Annotated in this window: 16 protein-coding genes; 11 read left to right on the forward strand and 5 right to left on the reverse strand. The window is 73.6% G+C overall.

Annotated features, from left to right (window positions below; all coding sequences use genetic code 11):
- Positions 1 to 206 precede the first annotated feature (206 nt).
- The 5 genes from ACZ6R6_RS16185 (at position 207) to pcp (ending at position 5,083) form a co-directional block, all read left to right on the forward strand.
- Positions 207 to 1,094, forward strand: a complete 888-nt coding sequence (locus ACZ6R6_RS16185) for a hypothetical protein (RefSeq protein WP_470093966.1) — start codon at positions 207 to 209, stop codon at positions 1,092 to 1,094.
- Between the two features lie 10 nt (positions 1,095 to 1,104).
- Positions 1,105 to 2,010 carry a hypothetical protein gene (locus ACZ6R6_RS16190; protein WP_470093968.1) on the forward strand — a complete coding sequence of 302 codons (906 nt, stop codon included), beginning with the start codon at positions 1,105 to 1,107 and terminating at the stop codon, positions 2,008 to 2,010.
- Between the two features lie 188 nt (positions 2,011 to 2,198).
- The gene (locus ACZ6R6_RS16195) at positions 2,199 to 4,061 is read left to right on the forward strand and encodes an endonuclease/exonuclease/phosphatase family protein (protein ID WP_470093970.1); all 1,863 of its coding nucleotides are present in this window, start codon (positions 2,199 to 2,201) and stop codon (positions 4,059 to 4,061) included.
- Positions 4,062 to 4,088: 27 nt separating this feature from the next.
- A complete protein-coding gene (locus ACZ6R6_RS16200; protein WP_451931135.1) occupies positions 4,089 to 4,466 on the forward strand; it encodes a thiol-disulfide oxidoreductase DCC family protein in 378 nt (125 codons plus the stop codon).
- Entirely contained in the window at positions 4,463 to 5,083 is a 621-nt protein-coding gene (gene pcp, locus ACZ6R6_RS16205; protein WP_470093972.1) for a pyroglutamyl-peptidase I, read from the forward strand. Before ACZ6R6_RS16200 ends, pcp begins: the two co-directional genes overlap by 4 nt.
- Positions 5,084 to 5,089: 6 nt before the next feature.
- Here the strand turns inward: pcp and ACZ6R6_RS16210 are convergent, their stop codons facing one another.
- Both ACZ6R6_RS16210 and ACZ6R6_RS16215 read right to left on the reverse strand, forming a co-directional pair.
- A complete protein-coding gene (locus ACZ6R6_RS16210; protein WP_470093974.1) occupies positions 5,090 to 6,130 on the reverse strand; it encodes a hypothetical protein in 1,041 nt (346 codons plus the stop codon).
- A gap of 89 nt (positions 6,131 to 6,219) precedes the next feature.
- A complete protein-coding gene (locus ACZ6R6_RS16215; RefSeq protein ID WP_470093976.1) occupies positions 6,220 to 7,656 on the reverse strand; it encodes a glutamate-cysteine ligase family protein in 1,437 nt (478 codons plus the stop codon).
- Positions 7,657 to 7,845: 189 nt separating this feature from the next.
- Here ACZ6R6_RS16215 and ACZ6R6_RS16220 point away from each other — a divergent pair, with 189 nt between their 5' ends.
- The gene (locus ACZ6R6_RS16220; RefSeq protein WP_470093978.1) at positions 7,846 to 8,973 is read left to right on the forward strand and encodes a zinc-binding dehydrogenase; all 1,128 of its coding nucleotides are present in this window, start codon (positions 7,846 to 7,848) and stop codon (positions 8,971 to 8,973) included.
- 18 nt (positions 8,974 to 8,991) lie between these two features.
- On the opposite strand, the gene ACZ6R6_RS16225 is transcribed toward ACZ6R6_RS16220, so the two are convergent.
- Positions 8,992 to 9,564, reverse strand: a complete 573-nt coding sequence (locus tag ACZ6R6_RS16225) for a carboxymuconolactone decarboxylase family protein (RefSeq protein ID WP_470093979.1) — start codon at positions 9,562 to 9,564, stop codon at positions 8,992 to 8,994.
- A gap of 31 nt (positions 9,565 to 9,595) precedes the next feature.
- Between ACZ6R6_RS16225 and ACZ6R6_RS16230 the strand changes: the two genes are divergently transcribed.
- Together ACZ6R6_RS16230 and ACZ6R6_RS16235 are read left to right on the forward strand one after the other, a co-directional pair.
- Complete coding sequence (locus tag ACZ6R6_RS16230; protein ID WP_470093981.1) at positions 9,596 to 10,357, forward strand: SDR family NAD(P)-dependent oxidoreductase; 762 nt, start codon at positions 9,596 to 9,598, stop codon at positions 10,355 to 10,357.
- 79 nt (positions 10,358 to 10,436) lie between these two features.
- Positions 10,437 to 12,332 carry a S9 family peptidase gene (locus tag ACZ6R6_RS16235; protein WP_470093983.1) on the forward strand — a complete coding sequence of 632 codons (1,896 nt, stop codon included), beginning with the start codon at positions 10,437 to 10,439 and terminating at the stop codon, positions 12,330 to 12,332.
- Positions 12,333 to 12,414: 82 nt separating this feature from the next.
- Here the strand turns inward: ACZ6R6_RS16235 and ACZ6R6_RS16240 are convergent, their stop codons facing one another.
- Both ACZ6R6_RS16240 and ACZ6R6_RS16245 read right to left on the reverse strand, forming a co-directional pair.
- Complete coding sequence (locus ACZ6R6_RS16240) at positions 12,415 to 13,353, reverse strand: MBL fold metallo-hydrolase (RefSeq protein ID WP_470093985.1); 939 nt, start codon at positions 13,351 to 13,353, stop codon at positions 12,415 to 12,417.
- A 424-nt stretch (positions 13,354 to 13,777) separates the two neighbouring features.
- The gene (locus ACZ6R6_RS16245) at positions 13,778 to 14,746 is read right to left on the reverse strand and encodes a LysR family transcriptional regulator (RefSeq protein ID WP_470093987.1); all 969 of its coding nucleotides are present in this window, start codon (positions 14,744 to 14,746) and stop codon (positions 13,778 to 13,780) included.
- A gap of 118 nt (positions 14,747 to 14,864) precedes the next feature.
- On the opposite strand from ACZ6R6_RS16245, the gene ACZ6R6_RS16250 reads away from it, so the two are divergent.
- The 3 genes from ACZ6R6_RS16250 (at position 14,865) to ACZ6R6_RS16260 (ending at position 17,102) form a co-directional block, all read left to right on the forward strand.
- Positions 14,865 to 15,590: an SDR family oxidoreductase gene (locus tag ACZ6R6_RS16250; RefSeq protein ID WP_470093989.1), complete on the forward strand. Its 726-nt coding sequence runs from the start codon at positions 14,865 to 14,867 to the stop codon at positions 15,588 to 15,590.
- 23 nt (positions 15,591 to 15,613) lie between these two features.
- Complete coding sequence (locus ACZ6R6_RS16255) at positions 15,614 to 16,396, forward strand: SDR family NAD(P)-dependent oxidoreductase (protein WP_470093991.1); 783 nt, start codon at positions 15,614 to 15,616, stop codon at positions 16,394 to 16,396.
- Positions 16,397 to 16,478: 82 nt separating this feature from the next.
- Entirely contained in the window at positions 16,479 to 17,102 is a 624-nt protein-coding gene (locus ACZ6R6_RS16260) for an ester cyclase (RefSeq protein ID WP_470093993.1), read from the forward strand.
- The last annotated feature ends 21 nt before the right edge of the window (positions 17,103 to 17,123 follow it).

Consider the following 17,123-nt stretch of genomic DNA (forward strand, 5'->3'; position numbering starts at 1 on the left):
GTCTCCGGCCTGGGGATCTTTCTGTTCCGGCGTCCTCTCCGGCGGACGGACCGGTCCGGTCCGGAGTGGCCCGCCCACCACGGATCATCACGATCATTCTTTCGGCACACGACACATCGCCGTAAAGAGGCAACATAGAGGGACGCATGACGTGAAACCGGTTAATCGCTATGTTCGTTTGACCGTGTGGTGAAGGGGGCCAGCCTGTGCAGCGCGTGGTGGTCGATCCGGAGGTGCCCGCGGACGTCGCCGACCTCCTCCGGCGGAACGGACCACTGCTCTCCCGTTTCCGGGCCGGGTGGAGCCCGGCGCCGGAGAACGCCTCCCGGCTCCCGTCGGCCATCGTGGCGCCCCTCGCCGTGACGGGGGGCATGGCGGCGATCGCCACGATCGCCGGCCTGCCGATCGCGTTCCTGCTGATCCTGGCCAGCATCTATCTCGTGGTCCTCACCTGCGTCTACGTCGCCAGGAAGCCGGCCCCGCACGACGCCGTCGAGCGCGTCCTGCACCGGCACGCGCAGTGGTACAAGGGCGGCTACCTGGTCCTGGAGGACTTCGACTATCCCGCCAGGGAGCTGCTCGGCCGGGTCCAGCGGGCCATCGACCACATCCTCGGCTCCCGGGTCAACGCCATGGGCATGCTCGACAGCGTGCGCAACTCGGTGATGCTGCCGGCCGAGGAGTGGGAGATCGCCCGGCTGCTGACCAAACTGTCGGCGCTGCGGGCCAAGCACCGCGGCCTGGCCCGCGGCGGGAGCACCCCGGAGGTGGTGGCCGCGATGGCGCCGCTGGAGCGGGCGCTGGCCGCCAGCGAGGCCGCCGTCGTCGCCCGGGTGGAGGCCCTGGAGCGCTACGCGCGCCACGTCTCCGAGGCCGACCGCGCGCTGCGGTCCCAGGGCCAGATCGACGCGCTCCTCGCCCACCTGCCCGAATACGAGCAGCTCGTCGCCGAGACGGGCGCGGCGAGGTTCTCCGCGCCGGAGATCGGAAACCTGAGCGAGGACGCCGCCCAGCTCCGGCGGGCGCTGCGCGACAGCGTCCGCTCCGCCCACGAGGCCTTCCGCTATCTGGACGGGCGACCTGAACAGCTATGAACTGGAAAGCATGGGAGAGGACGGGCGCCCGCAGCGGGTGATCGTCGATCCGGAGGTGCCCGCGGACGTCGCCGACCTGTTCCGCCGGCACGGGCGGGCGCTGTCGCGGATCCGCGCCGGCTGGCGGCCCGAGCCCCGGCCGGGCGGCTCGCGCCCGCTGGTCCGCGCACTGCGGATAGGCGGCGCGATCTCGGCGCTCTCCCTGGTGAGCGTGCTCCTCAGGGACGCCGGGGGGAAGTTCTTCTACGTGTTCGCGCTGATCGTCGTGGTGGTCCTCATCGGCCAGCTGGTCCTGCGCGAGCCGTTGGAGCCGGAGGGCCGGGAGGAGGCCGGCGACGAGCTCTACCAGCAGGCCCGGTGGTACGAGGGCCGCTATCTGCTGCCCGAGGACTTCGACCACGGCGCCGGCCCGCTCCTCGACCGGACCCGTCAGGCGGTCGGCCACATCCTCGGTTCCCGGGTCAACGCCATGGGCATGCTCGACGACGTGCGCAACGCGGTGATGCTGCCGGCGCAGGAGTGGGAGATCGCCCGGCTGCTGGCCAAGCTGTCGGCGCTGCGGACCGAACACCACGACCTGGCCCGCGGCGGGAGCACGCCGGAGGTGGCGGCCGCGATGGCGCCGCTGGAGCGGGCGCTGGCCGCCAGCGAGGCCGCCGTCGTCGCCCGGGTGGAGGCCCTGGAGCGCTACGCGCGCCACGTCTCCGAGGCCGACCGCGCGCTGCGCGCCCACGACCAGATCGAGCTGCTGCGGGCCCGGCTCCCCCGCTACGAGGAGCTCCTGGCCGAGAGCGGCGCCGACGCGCAGTCCGTGCCGGAGATCGGCCGCCTGGCCGAGGACGCCGACCAGCTGGAGCGGGCGCTGCGCGACAGCGTCCGCTCCGCCCACGAGGCCTTCCGGCATCTGGACGGATGACGGCGACCACCCGGAGGTGAGTCGCGCGTCCGCGGGGGTCCGTCCCCGCCGGGGCGCTCCGCGGCCGTCGAGTGCCGCCGGGCGCGTCCCGCCGTCCGGGCCGGGCCCCTGGCCGCCGCCACGGGGTTGCCGGGCCTTGTCACAGCCCCCCAAGGAAGCGAGGATGGCTCACATTCCTTGGAGGTGGCATGCGGATCCGCCTGGACGTCGCTCTCGGTGTGCTGGTGCTGGCCGACGTGCTCCGCGTCTTCCTGCCGTCGCTGATCACACTGTTCGGCCGGGCGGGCAGCACGCCCGCGGAGATGATGGGCCTGTACGCCGTCTCCTGGTTCCTGGCGGCCTTCCTCGCGGTCCCGCTGGCCCGGTCCGTCCCACCGCGGCTGCTGGCCACCGGGGCCGGCCTCCTGCTGCTCCTGGCCCGGCTGGCACTGCAGCCGACCTCCGGCGGCGACGCGCAGCTCTACCTGGCGAGCGCGGGCCTGCTGGCCGGGCTGGTCTGGCTGGTGGCCACCGCGGCGGCCGCCCAGGACGCCCGGCCCGCGATGGCCGGGGTGATCACCGGGCTGGCGGCCGCCACGGTGACCCACGCGGCGCTGGACGGCATCGACCTGATGTGGCGGCCCGGCCCGCTCCCCTGGCTGCCGCTGGTGGCCGAACTCGCGCTGTTCGGGATCTTCCTGCTGCGGCCCCGGCCCGCCGAGGAGGAGCACTCCGGCGCTCCGCGCGCCTGGCTGACGATCGGCCCCGCGCTGCTGCTGTGGGGCCTGTACACGGGCAACACCGCGCACGCCCAGGCCGCGGCCGGCTCCTCCGCACCGCTCGCCGCCGCGGGCGTGGCCGCGGTCGTGGCGGGGTTCGCGGTGGTGTCGGCGGCGCCCGCCGCGCAGCCGCTGCTCCGGCGCCCGCTGGTGCCCGCCGTCGCCCTGGCCGCCTCCGCCGCGGCGTTCGCGGCCGGGAGGGCCACTGTGGACGGCGTCCACGGCGTGGCCCCCGGCTGGACGATCGCCGCCCAGATCATCGGCCAGGTCGCGCTGGGGGCCTGCCTGGCGCACGCGGCGGCGACCTCCGGCCCCGACCGACCGCTCCGGCGCGGCCTGGCCGCGGCCGGGGGCATGCTGCTGTTCGTCGTGCTCGTCTTCGGCTACTACGCCGCCTACGACCTCTACCTGCCCAACCGGTGGGTGCCCGGCTGCGCGGCGCTCCTGGTCGCGCTGGGCACGGCCGGCAGCACGGGCCTGCCCCGGGGCTCCTACGGCCGGCGGCTGCCGGCCGCCGGCGCCGCCGCGGCCGCGCTGGTGGCGGCCGTCCCCCTCTGGCAGGGGAGCGCGCCGAGATGGGAGCCGCCCGGCGACGGGCTGCGGGTGGCGGCCTACAACATCCGGATGGGGTACGGCCTGCCCGGCAGGTTGTCGCTGGAGCAGCAGGCCGACACCCTCAGGGCGCTGCGACCGCACGTGGTCGTGCTCGGCGAGGCCGACCGGGGCTGGCTGCTCAACGGCGGCCACGACGGCGTCCGGCTGATCTCCGAACGGCTCGGCATGCGCTACCTGTGGGCTCCGGCGGCCGACGAGGTGTGGGGCGACGCGCTCCTGACCGATCTGCCGGTCACCTCGGTCCGCAACCACGTGCTCGTCCAGGGCGGCCCGACCGGGGCGCAGGCGCTGGAGGTCGGGGTGAGGTGGCGGGACCGGGACATCACCGTGATCGCCACCCATCTGCAGCCGCCGCCCGGCTGGCGCGAGCTCGACCAGGTGGAACAGCTCGGGCGGATCGTCGAGGACGCCGCGCGGGGAGGCCGCCCCGTGGTCGTGGCCGGCGACCTCAACCTCGAGCCCGCCGACCCGGCCTGGCGGGTGCTCATGAGCTCCGGCCTGACCGACCCCATCGCCCCGGCCAGGCCGTTGTCGACCGTCGCCGGGGTGGGCGTGCCGGCCGAGCAGATCGACCACGTGCTGGTCACCCCGGGCTTCGACGGCGAGGACCCGGCCAACCCGGACGTCCACCACTCCGACCACCGCCCCGTCGCCGTCACCCTGGTCCCGCGGTCGTGATCGGAGCGGCTGGGTAAGGTCTGTCCCATGAGGGAACAACCGGTGCTGCTCTACGACGGCGACTGCGGGTTCTGCACGGCGAGCGTCCGCTTCGCCGAGCGCCGGATCGGGCTGCGGGCCCGTGCCACGCCCTGGCAGCGCGCCGACCTGGCCGCGCTCGGCACCACGCGGGAGCGCGCCGACCACGAGGTTCTCTGGGTCGAGCGCGGCCGGGTGTACGGCGGCGCGCAGGCGGTCGCCAGGCTCCTGATCGCCGCCGGCCCGCCGTGGAGCCTGCCGGGGCTCCTCCTGCGGATGCCGCCGTTGCGCTGGGCGGCCCAGGGGGTCTACCGACTCGTCTCGGCCAACCGCCACCGCCTGCCCGGCGGCACCCCGGCCTGCGCCCTCCCGGCGGGCCGGCGATGACGGTCCTGCTCACCGGCTTCGAGCCGTTCGACGGCGCCGCGGTCAACCCCTCGTGGGAGGCTGTCGCGCTGGTGCCCGGGGTGCGGGCCGTACAGCTGCCGTGCGTGTTCGGCCAGGCGCTGGAGCACCTGCGCGCGGCAGTGCTGGAGCACGACCCCACGGTGGTCGTCTGCGTGGGGCAGGCCGGGGGGCGGCCCGACGTCACGGTGGAGCGGGTGGCCGTCAACCTCGACGACGCCCGCATCCCGGACAACGCCGGACGGCAGCCGATCGACGAGCCGGTGGTGCGCGGCGGCCCCGCCGCCTACTTCGCCACGCTGCCGGTGAAGGCCTGCGTGGCGGCGGCCCGGGCGGCCGGGGTCCCGGCGAGCGTGTCGCAGAGCGCCGGGACGTTCGTGTGCAACCACGTCTTCTACGGCCTCATGCACCTGATCGCCACCGAGCGGCCCAAGGTCCGCGGCGGCTTCGTGCACGTGCCGTACGCCCCGGGGCAGGTGCTCGGCCAGGCCGGGCCGTCCATGCCGGTGGCCGTGGCCGCCGAGGCGCTGACGGCGATCGTGACCGCCGCCGTCTCCGTGGGCGACGACCTCCGCCTGGTCGGCGGGTCGCTGCACTGAGGCGCCCTACAACGGCACGCCGTAGATCACGCGGCGGCCCGCGAACTCGGTGACGCTCCACAGCGTCCGGCTGTCTCGGACGCAGGTGAGGTCCTCAGGGCCCACCGGGTAGGGGCGCCTGGCGAGCGTGTCGCCGACCACGATCAGGGTGCCGTTCTTGGAGGCGCCCGCCGCCTGGCTGAGATACCAGGTGCCCTCGTGGGAGAGCGCGCCCTGGATCCTGGCCGCGGGCAGGCGGTAGGCGTCCAGGGCGGAGGCGACGCCGCCGTCGGCGCGCAGCGAGCCGTCGGACTCCAGCGGCCAGCGGGCCACCCGGCCGGTCGCGCCGGGGGCGTCGACGTACTCGCCGGAGATCAGGGTGTCGGTCGGGGTCGTGCGGTCGATCGCGGCGAAGGAGAACAGGGCTCCGCCGGCCGAGGTCCAGGCGCCGGTCTGCGGCATCACGTAGCGGTAGCCGAAGGCGTTGTGCACCCCGCCCTTGCGGCCGATCGTGGTCTTGTCGTCCCCGTCCACCTCGAAGATGTGCCGGGTGTCGAAGACCCGCATGCCGCGGGTGGTGTCGGCGACGTAGAGCAGGCCGCCGTACCACGCGATGCCGCCGGCGTGGATGTTGATCGGGGCGATGTCGCCGTCGGCGCGGGCCCGCACCAGCAGGACGTGCCGGTAGCGGAGCGTCGCGGTGTCGAGGAAGGACAGGCGCACTCCCCGCTCGGCCCCCGTCTCCGGCTTGTAGTACCAGCTCACCACGTACACGCCCGCGCCGATCCCGGCGTCGGAGGCACAGGTCAGCCCCTGGGGATACCACTCGCGGACGGCGTTGTCGGACGCCTCGAAGCAGTACCAGTCCACCGGCCGGGGCCTCATCGTCCCGAAGGCCCCGGCGCCGGTGGAGCCCTTCCGGACCGCGACGCGGTTGGCCTTGGCCAGCACGGTGTCGAGGGGCACGCGCTTGAGGTGTTTCTCCAGGGCCCGGACCCCGGCCCCGTAGTCGCCGCCGTCCCGCCTCAACTGGAAGGGCTCCGCCGCTACGGCCGTCATCCCGCTCATGGGGGGGTTCTCCTTCTCCGGTCGCGCCCGGGCGGGCGGATCAAGATGTGGAGTTCATGAGTATGCCGGGATTCGGATCCCTTTTCTGATCATATGGGCCAGGTGTGCACCGGCTCCCCGGTGAGCGACAGCTCCCGGTAGCGGGTCACCATGCGGGCCCGGGCCGCCGGATCGCCACCCAGGCCGCCCAGGGCCTCGCGCTGCCAGATCGCGCCGGTACGGCGGAGCCTGACCCGCTCCCGGATGATGTCCAGCGTCCAGTCCGCCTCGGCCGGGTCGACGCCCATCCGTTCGAGCCCGGCCCTGGCGACGGGCAGCAGCTCCAGGGCCAGCCGCGCGGCCGGGATCTCCTCTCCCAGCCCCGGCCAGGCCATCGGCGCGTCCAGGCCGTGGATCGCGGCCCGGTAGAAGTTGCGGTAGGCCGCGGCGAAGGGGAACTCCTCGACCGGCTCGGCCGACATGGCCGAGGTGAGCCCCAGCAGGAAGGCGGCGTTGGCCGCCATGTCGGCGGGGGTCGGCCCGGCCGGCAGGGCGCGCATCTCCACCCGCAGGTGGCCACCGTCCGCCGGGTCGTAGATCGGCCGGTTCCACTGCCAGACCGTGCCCTGGTGCAGCCGGAGCTCGGCCAGCTCCGGCGCCTCCCCCTCCGCCTGCGGACCCGGCGGAGAGGTCATCGGCAGCACCGGCTCGTAGTCGCGGACACACGTCTCGAACATCTCCTCGGCGCTGCGCACCCATCCGGAGCCGAGGGCCACCCGCCGGTCCCTGCGCTCGGGCCGTTCCACGTCACGGTCGTCGGCCGACTCCTCGAACAGCGCGATCCTGGTCTCCTCCCACAGCCGCCGGCCCAGGAAGCCCGGCGAGTTGCCGCTGACCGCGAGGACCGGGCCGGTGGCGAGCTGGGCGGCGTTGTAGACGCGGGCGAAGTCGGCGGGGGCCGTGCGGAGGTGGACCTGCCAGGAGGTGTTGGCGCTCTCCAGGATCACCCCCTCGACCTCCAGCTCCAGCTCTTCGACCCCTTCGATCCGGACCCGGAACGGTTCGGTGCGCAGCCGCCGCATGCCCCGGGCCAGCGCCCGGTAGCGGCCCTCGTCGCTGAGCGCCTCGTGGGTGAAGTCGAACTCGCTCAGCGAGGGCAGGATGCCGATCGCCAGGGCCTGGCCGCCCTGCGTCGCCGCCGCCGCGTCCACCAGGGCCATCGTCTCGCGCAGCTCCCGGACCAGGGCGCTGAAGGGGCGCCCGGCGAGCGGCAGCGGGGTCAGGTTGACCTCCAGGTTGAACCGGCCGAGCTCCGGCACGATCCGGCCGTCGTCGGCGGCGGCGCGCACCTCGTGATTGCGCGGCAGCGGCCGGCCCTCAGGGGTGATGAGGAACATCTCCAGCTCGGCCCCGACAGTCGCGGGCCCGTCACCGAAGCCCGGTCTGGCCAGCAGCCCGCGGAGCGCGCCGAGCTGCTCTGCCAGCCGTTCCCCGAAGCGGGCGAAGTCCGCCTCGGAGAATCGGTCCTTGTCGAGTTGCTGACCCATCTCACCATCCGATCCGTTGGCCTGCCTGCCCCCTCCCTCTGTCCCCAGCCGAGGGTTCTAATCAGTCCGTGCGTCAAGTGACGGCCCGGACGGCGTATCCGGCGCTCCTTCCCATGACGCCCCGCGGATGCTGAGATGCTGCGGGGGCCGCCGAGACAGGCGGACCGTGCCGGTCAGAGGAGTGTGCGAGTGCGAGCGGTGGTCTTCGACGCCTTCGGGGCCGATCTGCGGGTCCGGGAGGTGCCCGCCCCCGGGCCGCCGCCCGGCGGGGCGGTGGTCCGCGTGGAGGCGACCGGCCTGTGCCGGAGCGACTGGCACGGCTGGCAGGGCCACGATCCGGACATCCGGGTCCTGCCGCACGTGCCCGGACACGAGCTGGCCGGGGTCGTGGAGGCCGTGGGGGCGGGGGTCGGCGCCTGGCGGCCCGGCGACCGGGTGACGGTCCCGTTCGTCTGCGCCTGCGGGCGCTGCGCGGCGTGCGCGGCCGGCGACCAGCAGGTCTGCGAGCGCCAGACCCAGCCGGGGTTCACCCACTGGGGCTCCTTCGCCGAATACGTGGCGATCGAGAACGCCGACGTGAACCTGGTGGGGCTGCCGGAGGAGATGGCCTTCCCCACCGCCGCGAGCCTGGGCTGCCGCTTCGCCACCGCCTTCCGCGCCGTGGTGACGGTCGGCCGCGTACGGCCCGGCGAGTGGGTGGCGGTGCACGGCTGCGGCGGCGTCGGCCTGTCCGCCGTGATGATCGCCGCCGCCGCGGGCGCCCGGGTGGTCGCCGTGGACGTCTCCCCCCAGGCCCTGGAGCTGGCCCGGCGGTTCGGCGCCGCGGCCTGCGTCAGCGCGGCCTCGCCCGGTGCCCCCGCCGTCCCGCCGGACGCCCCGGCCGGGCGGGCCGGCGGCGCCGCGCCCGCTCCGCCCGCCCGGGACGCCGAGGGGGCCGACGCCGGGGCCGGCGTCGCCGCGCGCGTCCGGGACCTGACCGGCGGCGGGGCCCACGTCTCGATCGACGCGCTCGGCAGCCCGCGGACGTGCGCGTCGTCGATCGAGAGCCTGCGCCGCCGGGGCCGCCACGTCCAGATCGGCCTGCTCCCCGGCCTCACCTCGCTCCCGATGAACCGGGTGATCGCCCACGAGCTCGAACTCCTCGGCAGCCACGGCATGGCCGCCCACGCCTACCCGGCGATGCTGGAGATGGTCGCCGGCGGGCTGCTCCGCCCCGACCTGCTGGTCACCCGCACCATCGGCCTCGACGAGGCGGGTCCCGCGCTCGCCGCGCTCGGCTCCGTCCCCGGCGTCACGATGATCGTGCCGTCGAGGTGAGAGCGCGCCCTCCCGGCCTCACCCCCCGACGGCCGGGGGGAGCCGCGGGGGCGCGTGGCCGGCGGACGTCGCGGCGGCGTCCCCCGGGGACTCCTCCAGGGGGACCCGCAGGGTGTTCAGGACCACGGCGAGCATGTCGTAGTGGGCGACGAGCATGACCAGTTCGATCCGGCCGGGCTCGTCGTAGCGGGTGCACAGGGCCTGCCACGTCCGGTCGGCGAGATCTCCGGACCGGTGCATCTCCTCGGCCACGTCCAGCACCAGCCGGTCGTCGGCTGCCCACTCGTGCCCGTGGCCGCGGACGGCCTCGATCTCGGCCTCGGAGAGCCCCGCCTCCCGGGCCAGCCGTACGTGCTGGGCCCACTCGTAGGCGCTCCCGCGCAGGTGCGCGGTGCGCAGGACGGCCAGCTCCCGGTCGCGGGCGGGCAGCGTGCCGTACAGCAGCGCCGCGCCGAACCCGATCCACGCCTGGAACAGCGCGGGGTGACGGGCCAGTGTGGTGAAGACGTTGTAGGGACCGGTGCCCTCGACCACGCGGGTGAGGAACCCGTCCCACTGCTCGGGGGGCAGGGGCTCGACTCGGGGATTCACAGATCAGAGGTTACTTACTACCATCACGCCTGTGAACGGTCGCTTGGTAGGTAGACGTGTGCTCGTCGTAGGGGCGGGCACCCGGCCGTCCTCCGACCCGGAGGCGCCGGTCGGGAACGGGCGGGCGATCGCGGTCGAGGCCGCCCGGCAGGGCGCCGCGGTGGTCTGCGCGGACGTGGACGAGGACGCGGCCGCCGAGACGGCCGCGTGGATCGGCCGCGAGGGCGGGCGGGCCGAGGTGGTCGCCGTGGACCTCGCCGACGGGGACGCCTGCGAGGCGCTGGCCGGACGGGCGGGCGCGGTGGACGGCGTCGTGCTCAACGCCGCGATCGGCTCCGGGCTGGCCCTGGCGGGGACCGGCGCCGCCGACTGGGACCGGGTGTTCGCGGTCAACCTGCGCGGCCACTTCCTGGTCTGCAGGGGCGCGCTGCCGCTGCTCGGCCCCGGCGCCTCGATCGTGTTCATCGGCTCGGTGGCCGGACTGCGGCCGGGCAGCCTGATCCCCGCCTACGACGCCTCCAAGGCAGGGCTGGTGGGCCTGGCCAGGCACGTCGCGCTGGAGGGCGCCGGCCGCGGGGTCCGGGCGAACCTGGTCGCCCCCGGCCTGATCGACACTCCGCTCGGCCGGGACGCGGCCAAGCTCTGGGAGCACCGCGGCCAGGTGATGATCCCGATGGGCCGCCAGGGCACCGCCTGGGAGGTGGCGAAGGTGACGGCCTTCCTGCTGTCGGACGAGGCGAGCTACGTCACCGGCCAGGTCCTCGCCGTGGACGGCGGGCTCACCCTCCTGTAGGCCCGCGGCATCTTCTGTGTGTACAAACCACGCTTGCGTCCCATAAAAGACGATTAATACGGTGATAACGTCCCTGGGCATGCGTCCAGAAGATCTCGCCCTGCTGCACGTCCCCGGCAGCGTCACCCTTCACGAGGATCTCATCCTCGTCGACGTGTCCCGCCCCGACCTGGAGGCCGACGCCTACCGCGGGGGCCTGTGGCGGCTCCCCCAGGACGGCCCGCCCGTCCAGTTCACCTTCGGCGACCACGACAGCGCGCCCCAGATCTCCCCCGACGGAGCCTGGGTGGCCTTCCTGCGCGCGAGCGGCGGCGGCAGGCCGCAGCTCCACGTGATGCCCACCGGCGGCGGCGAGGCGCGCCCGGTCACCGATCTGCCGCTCGGCGCGGGCGCGCCGGTCTGGGCCCCCGACTCCCGCCGGATCGCCTTCGTCGCCCGGGTCCCCGAGAACGGCCGCTACGGCACCGAGGAGGACGTCAGCGCCGCGGCCGAGGCGCCGCGCCGCATCACCGGGTTCCGCTACCGGCACGACGGCGTCGGTTTCACCCTGGACCGCCGGCCGGCCCTGTTCGTGGTCAACGCCCTGGCCGACATCCCGCAGCCGGTGCAGCTCACCGAAGGGCCCTACGACGTCAACTTCCCGAGCTGGACCCTCGACGGCGAGCACGTGCTGGTCTCGGCCGCCCGCGACCTGGACGGCGAGTCCCTGCACACCGACCTGTACGCGGTGCCGGCCGCCGGCGGGACGCCGGTCCTGGTGGTGCGCAGCGCCGGATCGGCCGGCTACCCCGTCGCACTGCCCGGCGGGGAGGTGCTCTACCTCGGCAGCGCCTTCTCCGGCATCCACGCGGTGGCCCGCAACACCGGCCTCTACCGCGCTCCCCTGGTGATCGGCGGCGAGCCGGCGGCCGGGGTGCGGCTGACCGAGGAGGAGTCGGTCGACATCGAGCCGATGACCCCCGTCGCGGCCGAGGACGGCGTCCTGGTCACGGTGCGGGTGCGCGGCGCGGTCGAACTCCGGCTGGTCCCCTCCGGCATCCAGGACGGCCCGCTGGAGAAGCTCCCCCTCGTCCTGGGCGAGCGGGCGGCCGTCAAGGCGTTCACCTCCTACGGCGGGCAGGTCATCGCGGTGGTGTCCACCCCGGAGAGCCCCGGCGAGGTGGTCACCCCGGACGGGACGCTCACGGACTTCTGCGGGTCGCTGGCCGGGATCCGCCCGCTCCAGGAGATCACCGCCGTCTCCGCCGACGGCTACCCGGTCCACGGCTGGCTGGCCCTGCCGGAGGGCGAGGGGCCGCACCCGGTCCTGCTGAACGTGCACGGCGGCCCGTTCCACCAGCACGGCTGGGGCTTCCTGGACGAGACCCAGGTCTACGCCGCCGCCGGATACGCGGTGGTCCTGCCCAACCCGCGCGGCTCGGCGGGGTACGGCCAGGCCCACGGCCAGTCGGTGATCGGCGCCTTCGGCACCGTGGACGCCGACGACGTGCTGGCCCTGCTGGACGCGGCGCTGGCCCGGCCCGAGTGCGACGGCGAGCGGGTCGGCGTGATGGGCGGCTCCTACGGCGGGTTCATGACGAGCTGGCTGGCCGCCCACCACGGAGCGCGGTTCAGGGCGGCCTGGAGCGAGCGGGCGGTCAACGCCTGGGACTCCTTCACCGGCTCCTCCGACATCGGCTGGTTCTTCGCCGAGGCGTACTGCGGCCCCGACCCCGAGGTCCAGCGCGCGATGAGCCCGCTCTACCACGCCGACCGGATCAACCTGCCGTTCGCGGTGGTCCACTCCGAGGAGGACTGGCGCTGCCCGGTCGAGCAGGCCCAGCGCATGTTCGTCGCGCTGCGCCGCAACGGCGTGCCGGCCGAGTTCCTGCTGTTCCCCGGCGAGGGCCACGAGCTCAGCCGGAGCGGCCGTCCCCGGCACCGCCGCCAGCGTTTCGAGGCCGTCCTCGAATGGTGGGCGCGCCACCTGTCCTGAGCCCGGCGCCGGGCGGCCCGGCCGGGCCGCCCGGCCCGGAGGCGGTCAGGCCGTCACCGCCCGCACCGTCGGGTGACCGCCGTCAGGCCAGGCAGGTCAGCGGCCTGCCCCCGTTGAACTCGACCATCTCCAGCATCGCGGCGACGAGGTCGATCGGCTCCCCCGGAGGCAGGCCGTCCAGCTCGGCGTAGGCCCGGTGCAGGTTGCCGACGATGCGCTCGGGGTCGAGCAGCCCGGCGTACTCGCCGAGGTCGGCCTCGCGCGCCGCCTGCAGCGGCGACAGGCCGGCCGCCCGGCCGAGCTCGGCGGTGGCCATCACGAACCGCAGGTATCCCTGCACGCGGTCGATGACCTCGGGCCCGCACACCCCGCCGTGGCCGGGCACGATCGTCTCGGCGTTCAGCTCCCGGAGCCGGTCGAGGACCGCGATCGACCCCTGGACCGAGCCCATCATCACGAACGGGGTGCCGCCGTTGAACACCAGGTCGCCGGCGAACAGCAGCGACCGCTCGGGGATCCACACGATCGAGTCGTTGGTCGTGTGCGCCGGGCCGCCGACGTGGCGGACCTCGCAGCGCAGCTCGTCGGAGTGGACGGTCACCCCGTCGGTGTAGGTGAGGAACGGCGGGCAGGCCTCCAGGTCGCCCCAGTCGACCGGGGTCCAGGCCAGGGTGCGGTATTCCGGGATCCCCTCGGCCAGGATCATCTCCCGGGTCCGCTCGTGCCCGACGATCGTCGCCTCGGGGAAGGCGTAGTTGCCGAAGGTGTGGTCACCGTGGTGATGGGTGTTGATCAATGTCGTGACCGGCCGGTCGGTGACCGACCTGATGGCCTCGCGGTAGGCCAGGGTGCGCCGCTCGGTGGAGCAGGAGTCCACACTGATCACTCCGCGCCGTCCCACCAGGAAGCCGGTGTTGTTGATCCACCAGCTCCCGTCGGGCTGGATGTAGGCGTAGACGCCGTCGGCGACCTCCTGGACGCGGGAGGGGGGCAGGGCGTGGTCATGCCGAGATGAGCTCATAGCATGATTGTCGGTTCCGGACATGAGTCCATCACAGTGATCGGCCGATTCCACGACGGAACGGGGCGCTCCGACGCCGGCGTGCGCGAAGGCACCCGTGACCCGCCCCCGGTGTGACGGCCCTGATGATCTCGGGCACGACACCCGCCGAAGGTGTCGCGACGATCCTTCGGCATCCGCTCGACCGGTCGCGTTGACGATCTTCAGCGGTCGACTGATCGTGATCTACGAGGACGCGCGGCCACCGCGCTACGCCGCCGCCTGGCCCACGGTGGAACTGCCCGGCGGCCGGCAGGCGCGGTCCGCTCCACCGCGGAGCTGACGGCACGGCCTCCCCGACCGGGCGCCGGGTACGCGGCACCGTTGCCGCCGGCGACCTGCCATCGGGGGCGACGACGTCTCCCGGCCCTCCTCCTGGCAGCTTTCAGCCCTTTTCCTCCGAGTGACGGATCAGGTGGAGCGCTGTGACCGGTGCCGCGACGTCGGCTTCGAGGAGAGCCTGGACGTGCTGGGGGAAGACGCAGGCGTGCTCGGTGACGGTTCGGGTGAAGGCGGTGGTGAGGGCGTCGGGGCGGGTCCGGGTGTAGGCGGCCAGGGGCCGGCGGATGGCGGGCCGCGGGCGGAGGAGACGACCGTCGAATCCGGCGGGAATGCTGTTGGCGGGGACCAGGGCGGGCCCGAGACCGGCCGCGGCGAGCAGGGGCGCGGCCGCGCTCTGTTCGGTACGGATCGCGGCGCGCGGCTGGAATCCCGCCACCGCGCACGCCTGGTCGAGAACTTCCGCCAGGCCGTTGCCGGGTGCGTAGTGCACCCAGGCGCAGTCGGCCAGCGCCCCCAGGTCGAGATGGGCCTGACCGGTGGCGGCGAGCGGATCGTCGGCGGCGACCACGATGACGAACTCCTCGATGCCGATCTCCCGGATCGGTCCGTCCCAATGCGCAGGCGGCGGCCCGATGGCCAGGTCGGCCTGCCCGGCGGCCATCGCGGCGGCGAGTTCGTCAGCGTGCCGGTGCTCGAACAGGCGTACCTGGTTGCTCGGATACTGCCGGCGCCAGGCGCGCAGCACGGCGGGCAGGACGCCAAGGGTGATCGAATAGAGCGTCGCGACGTGCAGTTCGGCTGCCTCCAGGCCGCCGGCCTGGCGGGCGGCGGTGCGGGCGCGGTCGGCGTCGGCGAGGGCGGCGCGGGCGTACGGCAACATCGCCCGACCCATCGGAGTCGGCCGGACCGAGCGAGGGAGGCGCTCGAGCAACGTTCCTCCGACGGACTTCTCGAGCGCGCGGATCTGGTGCGACAGCGCTGGCTGGGTGACGTGGAGCAGCTCAGCCGCATGGGTGAAGGAGCCGGTGTCGACCACCGTGATCAGGTATTCGAGCTGCCGCAGCGTTGCCATGAACAAATGTTATCGCAGTAATGAAAAGTAAGCCTTGGACTTATTGATGCGGGTCGCGCAGAGTCGATGTGTCGCCATTCGGGCGACATATCCCTTTGAAAAGCCAAGGAGAACCATCATGACTGTCACAGACGTTCTTGCCGGGCAGCGGCTGGTGATCGTCGGGGCAGGCTCCCATACCGGCCGCGCCCTCGCCCGGGCGGCTTCAGCCGCGGGTGCCGATCTGGTGCTGGCCGGGCCGGACCCGCGCAAGCTCGAATGGACCGCCGGTGAGCTCGCCGGCCCGGCACAGGTGACGCCGGTCGATCTGACGGACGAGGGCTCCATCGCGAATCTGGCCGCCGAGGTCGGCAATTTCCAGCATCTGGTGTCCACCGCGGCGATGCACGCCAACGGGCCGGTGACGGAGCTCGATCTCCAGGACATCCAGCGGGCGTTCTCCGCGAAAGTGATCGGCCCGCTGCTGCTGGCCAAGCATCTGGCCCCGCGGGTACGCGAGGAGGGCTCGTTCACCTTTTTCTCGGGGGTGGCCGCCTGGCGGCCCGCTCCGGAGCGGGCGGTGATGGCCACCACCAACGGGGCGCTGTCGTTCCTGGTGCAGGCGCTGGCCGTGGAACTGGCGCCGGTGCGGGTGAACGCGATCTCCCCCGGCATCGTCGACACCGGATCCTGGGACCGCATGGGATCGGAGAAGGCGGCGTTCCTGCGCGGCGTGGCCGAGCGCAACCCCGCCCGCCAGGTCGGAACCGTCGACGACCTGGTGCAGGCGGTCATCTACACGCTGACCAGCCCGTACGTCACCGGCACCGTTCTGCACGTCGACGGCGGCGGCCGTCTCGTCTGACCCACGCGAGGAGAGCACCCACCATGGATCTACAGCTCGACGATGCCGTCGTCATCGTGACGGGAGCCTCCGCGGGCATCGGCAAGGCGGCGGTGGCCCTGCTGGCAGCCGAAGGGGCCACGGTCGTCGGCGTCGCGCGTGACCCGCGAGGGCTGGAGCGGCTCGCGCCCACGGTCGTGGGGATCGCGGCCGACCTCACCGAACCGGAGTCCGCGCGGCGGATCGCCGATGCCGTGCTGGAACGGCACGGCCGCATCGACGGACTGGTCAACAACCTCGGCGGTCTTGACGCCCGTACCGGGTTCCTGCAGGTGACCGACGAACAGTGGAAGGCCACCTTCGACCTCAACCTGCACACCGCGGTCCGGATGACCAAGGCCGTCCTGCCCGCCCTGCTGCGCCAGGGCGGCAGTCTGGTGCACGTGACCAGCGAGGCGGCCCGGCTGCCGGACATGCCGCTGGTGGACTACGCGGCGGCCAAAGCCGCGCTGCTGTCGGTGTCGAAGACCCTGGCCGTCGAGTACGGCCGGGACGGGGTCCGCTCCAACGTCGTCTCCCCGGGGCCGACCCGCACCCGGCTGTGGGACGCTCCGGGCGGATTCGCCGACCAGCTCGCCGAGCAGTTCGGCCTGGACCGCGAGCAGGCGATCGAGCATTTCGTCGGCCAGGTACGGCGGCTGCCCACCGCGCGGCTCGGCACCCCCGAGGATGTCGCCCGCGTCATCGCCTTCCTGCTGTCACCGTTGACGGCACAGGTCACCGGCGCCGAGTGGGCCGTCGACGGCGGAGCCCTCCGCCAGATCTGACCCCTACCCGGTCAGCACCGGATCAGCCGATCCCGGACTCGGACCTCATCTCAATCTCACTCATCTCGAAGGTGTGTGCACCATGTCCGTTTTCAAGCGTGTCATCGCAGTCGCCGCGACCACGGCCTGCCTCTCCACCGGAGTCGCCGCGGCAGCTCAGGCCGGCGTCTCCGCGTCTCCGCGGCCCCACTCCGCGCATTCCGACCAGCGGTGGGCATGGAGCCTGGTCGACCGGTCCCACGACCTCGTGCGCCCCAAGCACATCACCGTGGATCGCTCCATCGGCACCCGCCGGGCCCGTACCGCCGTGCACCTGGCCCAGCAGCTCTACACCTTCTGGAACACCGGCCAGGCCAAGTATCTGCACGCCTCCGTCAGCCCGAACTTCCGGGACAACACCCTGCCCGAGGGCCGCCCGCAGGGCCCGGCCGGACCGGCGTCCGCCTCCAAGAACTTCCGCGCCGCCGTACCCGACCTGACCTGCGAGCTGTCGGACCTGCTGGTGACCGGCGACAAGATCACCGCACGGCTGGTCTTCCGCGGTCACTTCACCGGCACCTTCGACGGCAAGGAGGGGCACGGCCAGAAGGTGGAGTTCAACGCCATCGACATCCAGCACGTCGGCGGTGACCGCATCGTCGAGGACTGGCACATCGAGGACAACCAGACCCTGATGGCCCAGCTGAACGCGCCCGCAGCACGCTGATGACCCTCGGTCCGGGCTTGT

Source organism: Streptosporangium sp. NPDC048886, assembly GCF_055586905.1.

Bases quoted from the DNA above. Each gene is read 5' to 3' on its own strand.
- ACZ6R6_RS16215 (WP_470093976.1), bottom strand. From the start codon at position 7,656: ATGGGTCAGCAACTCGACAAGGACCGATTCTCCGAGGCGGACTTCGCC.
- ACZ6R6_RS16245 (WP_470093987.1), bottom strand. From the start codon at position 14,746: ATGGCAACGCTGCGGCAGCTCGAATACCTGATCACGGTGGTCGACACC.
- ACZ6R6_RS16210 (WP_470093974.1), bottom strand. From the start codon at position 6,130: ATGAGCGGGATGACGGCCGTAGCGGCGGAGCCCTTCCAGTTGAGGCGG.
- ACZ6R6_RS16190 (WP_470093968.1), top strand. From the start codon at position 1,105: ATGGGAGAGGACGGGCGCCCGCAGCGGGTGATCGTCGATCCGGAGGTG.
- ACZ6R6_RS16235 (WP_470093983.1), top strand. From the start codon at position 10,437: ATGCGTCCAGAAGATCTCGCCCTGCTGCACGTCCCCGGCAGCGTCACC.
- ACZ6R6_RS16260 (WP_470093993.1), top strand. From the start codon at position 16,479: ATGTCCGTTTTCAAGCGTGTCATCGCAGTCGCCGCGACCACGGCCTGC.
- ACZ6R6_RS16250 (WP_470093989.1), top strand. From the start codon at position 14,865: ATGACTGTCACAGACGTTCTTGCCGGGCAGCGGCTGGTGATCGTCGGG.
- ACZ6R6_RS16200 (WP_451931135.1), top strand. From the start codon at position 4,089: ATGAGGGAACAACCGGTGCTGCTCTACGACGGCGACTGCGGGTTCTGC.
- ACZ6R6_RS16255 (WP_470093991.1), top strand. From the start codon at position 15,614: ATGGATCTACAGCTCGACGATGCCGTCGTCATCGTGACGGGAGCCTCC.
- ACZ6R6_RS16240 (WP_470093985.1), bottom strand. From the start codon at position 13,353: ATGAGCTCATCTCGGCATGACCACGCCCTGCCCCCCTCCCGCGTCCAG.
- ACZ6R6_RS16195 (WP_470093970.1), top strand. From the start codon at position 2,199: ATGCGGATCCGCCTGGACGTCGCTCTCGGTGTGCTGGTGCTGGCCGAC.
- pcp (WP_470093972.1), top strand. From the start codon at position 4,463: ATGACGGTCCTGCTCACCGGCTTCGAGCCGTTCGACGGCGCCGCGGTC.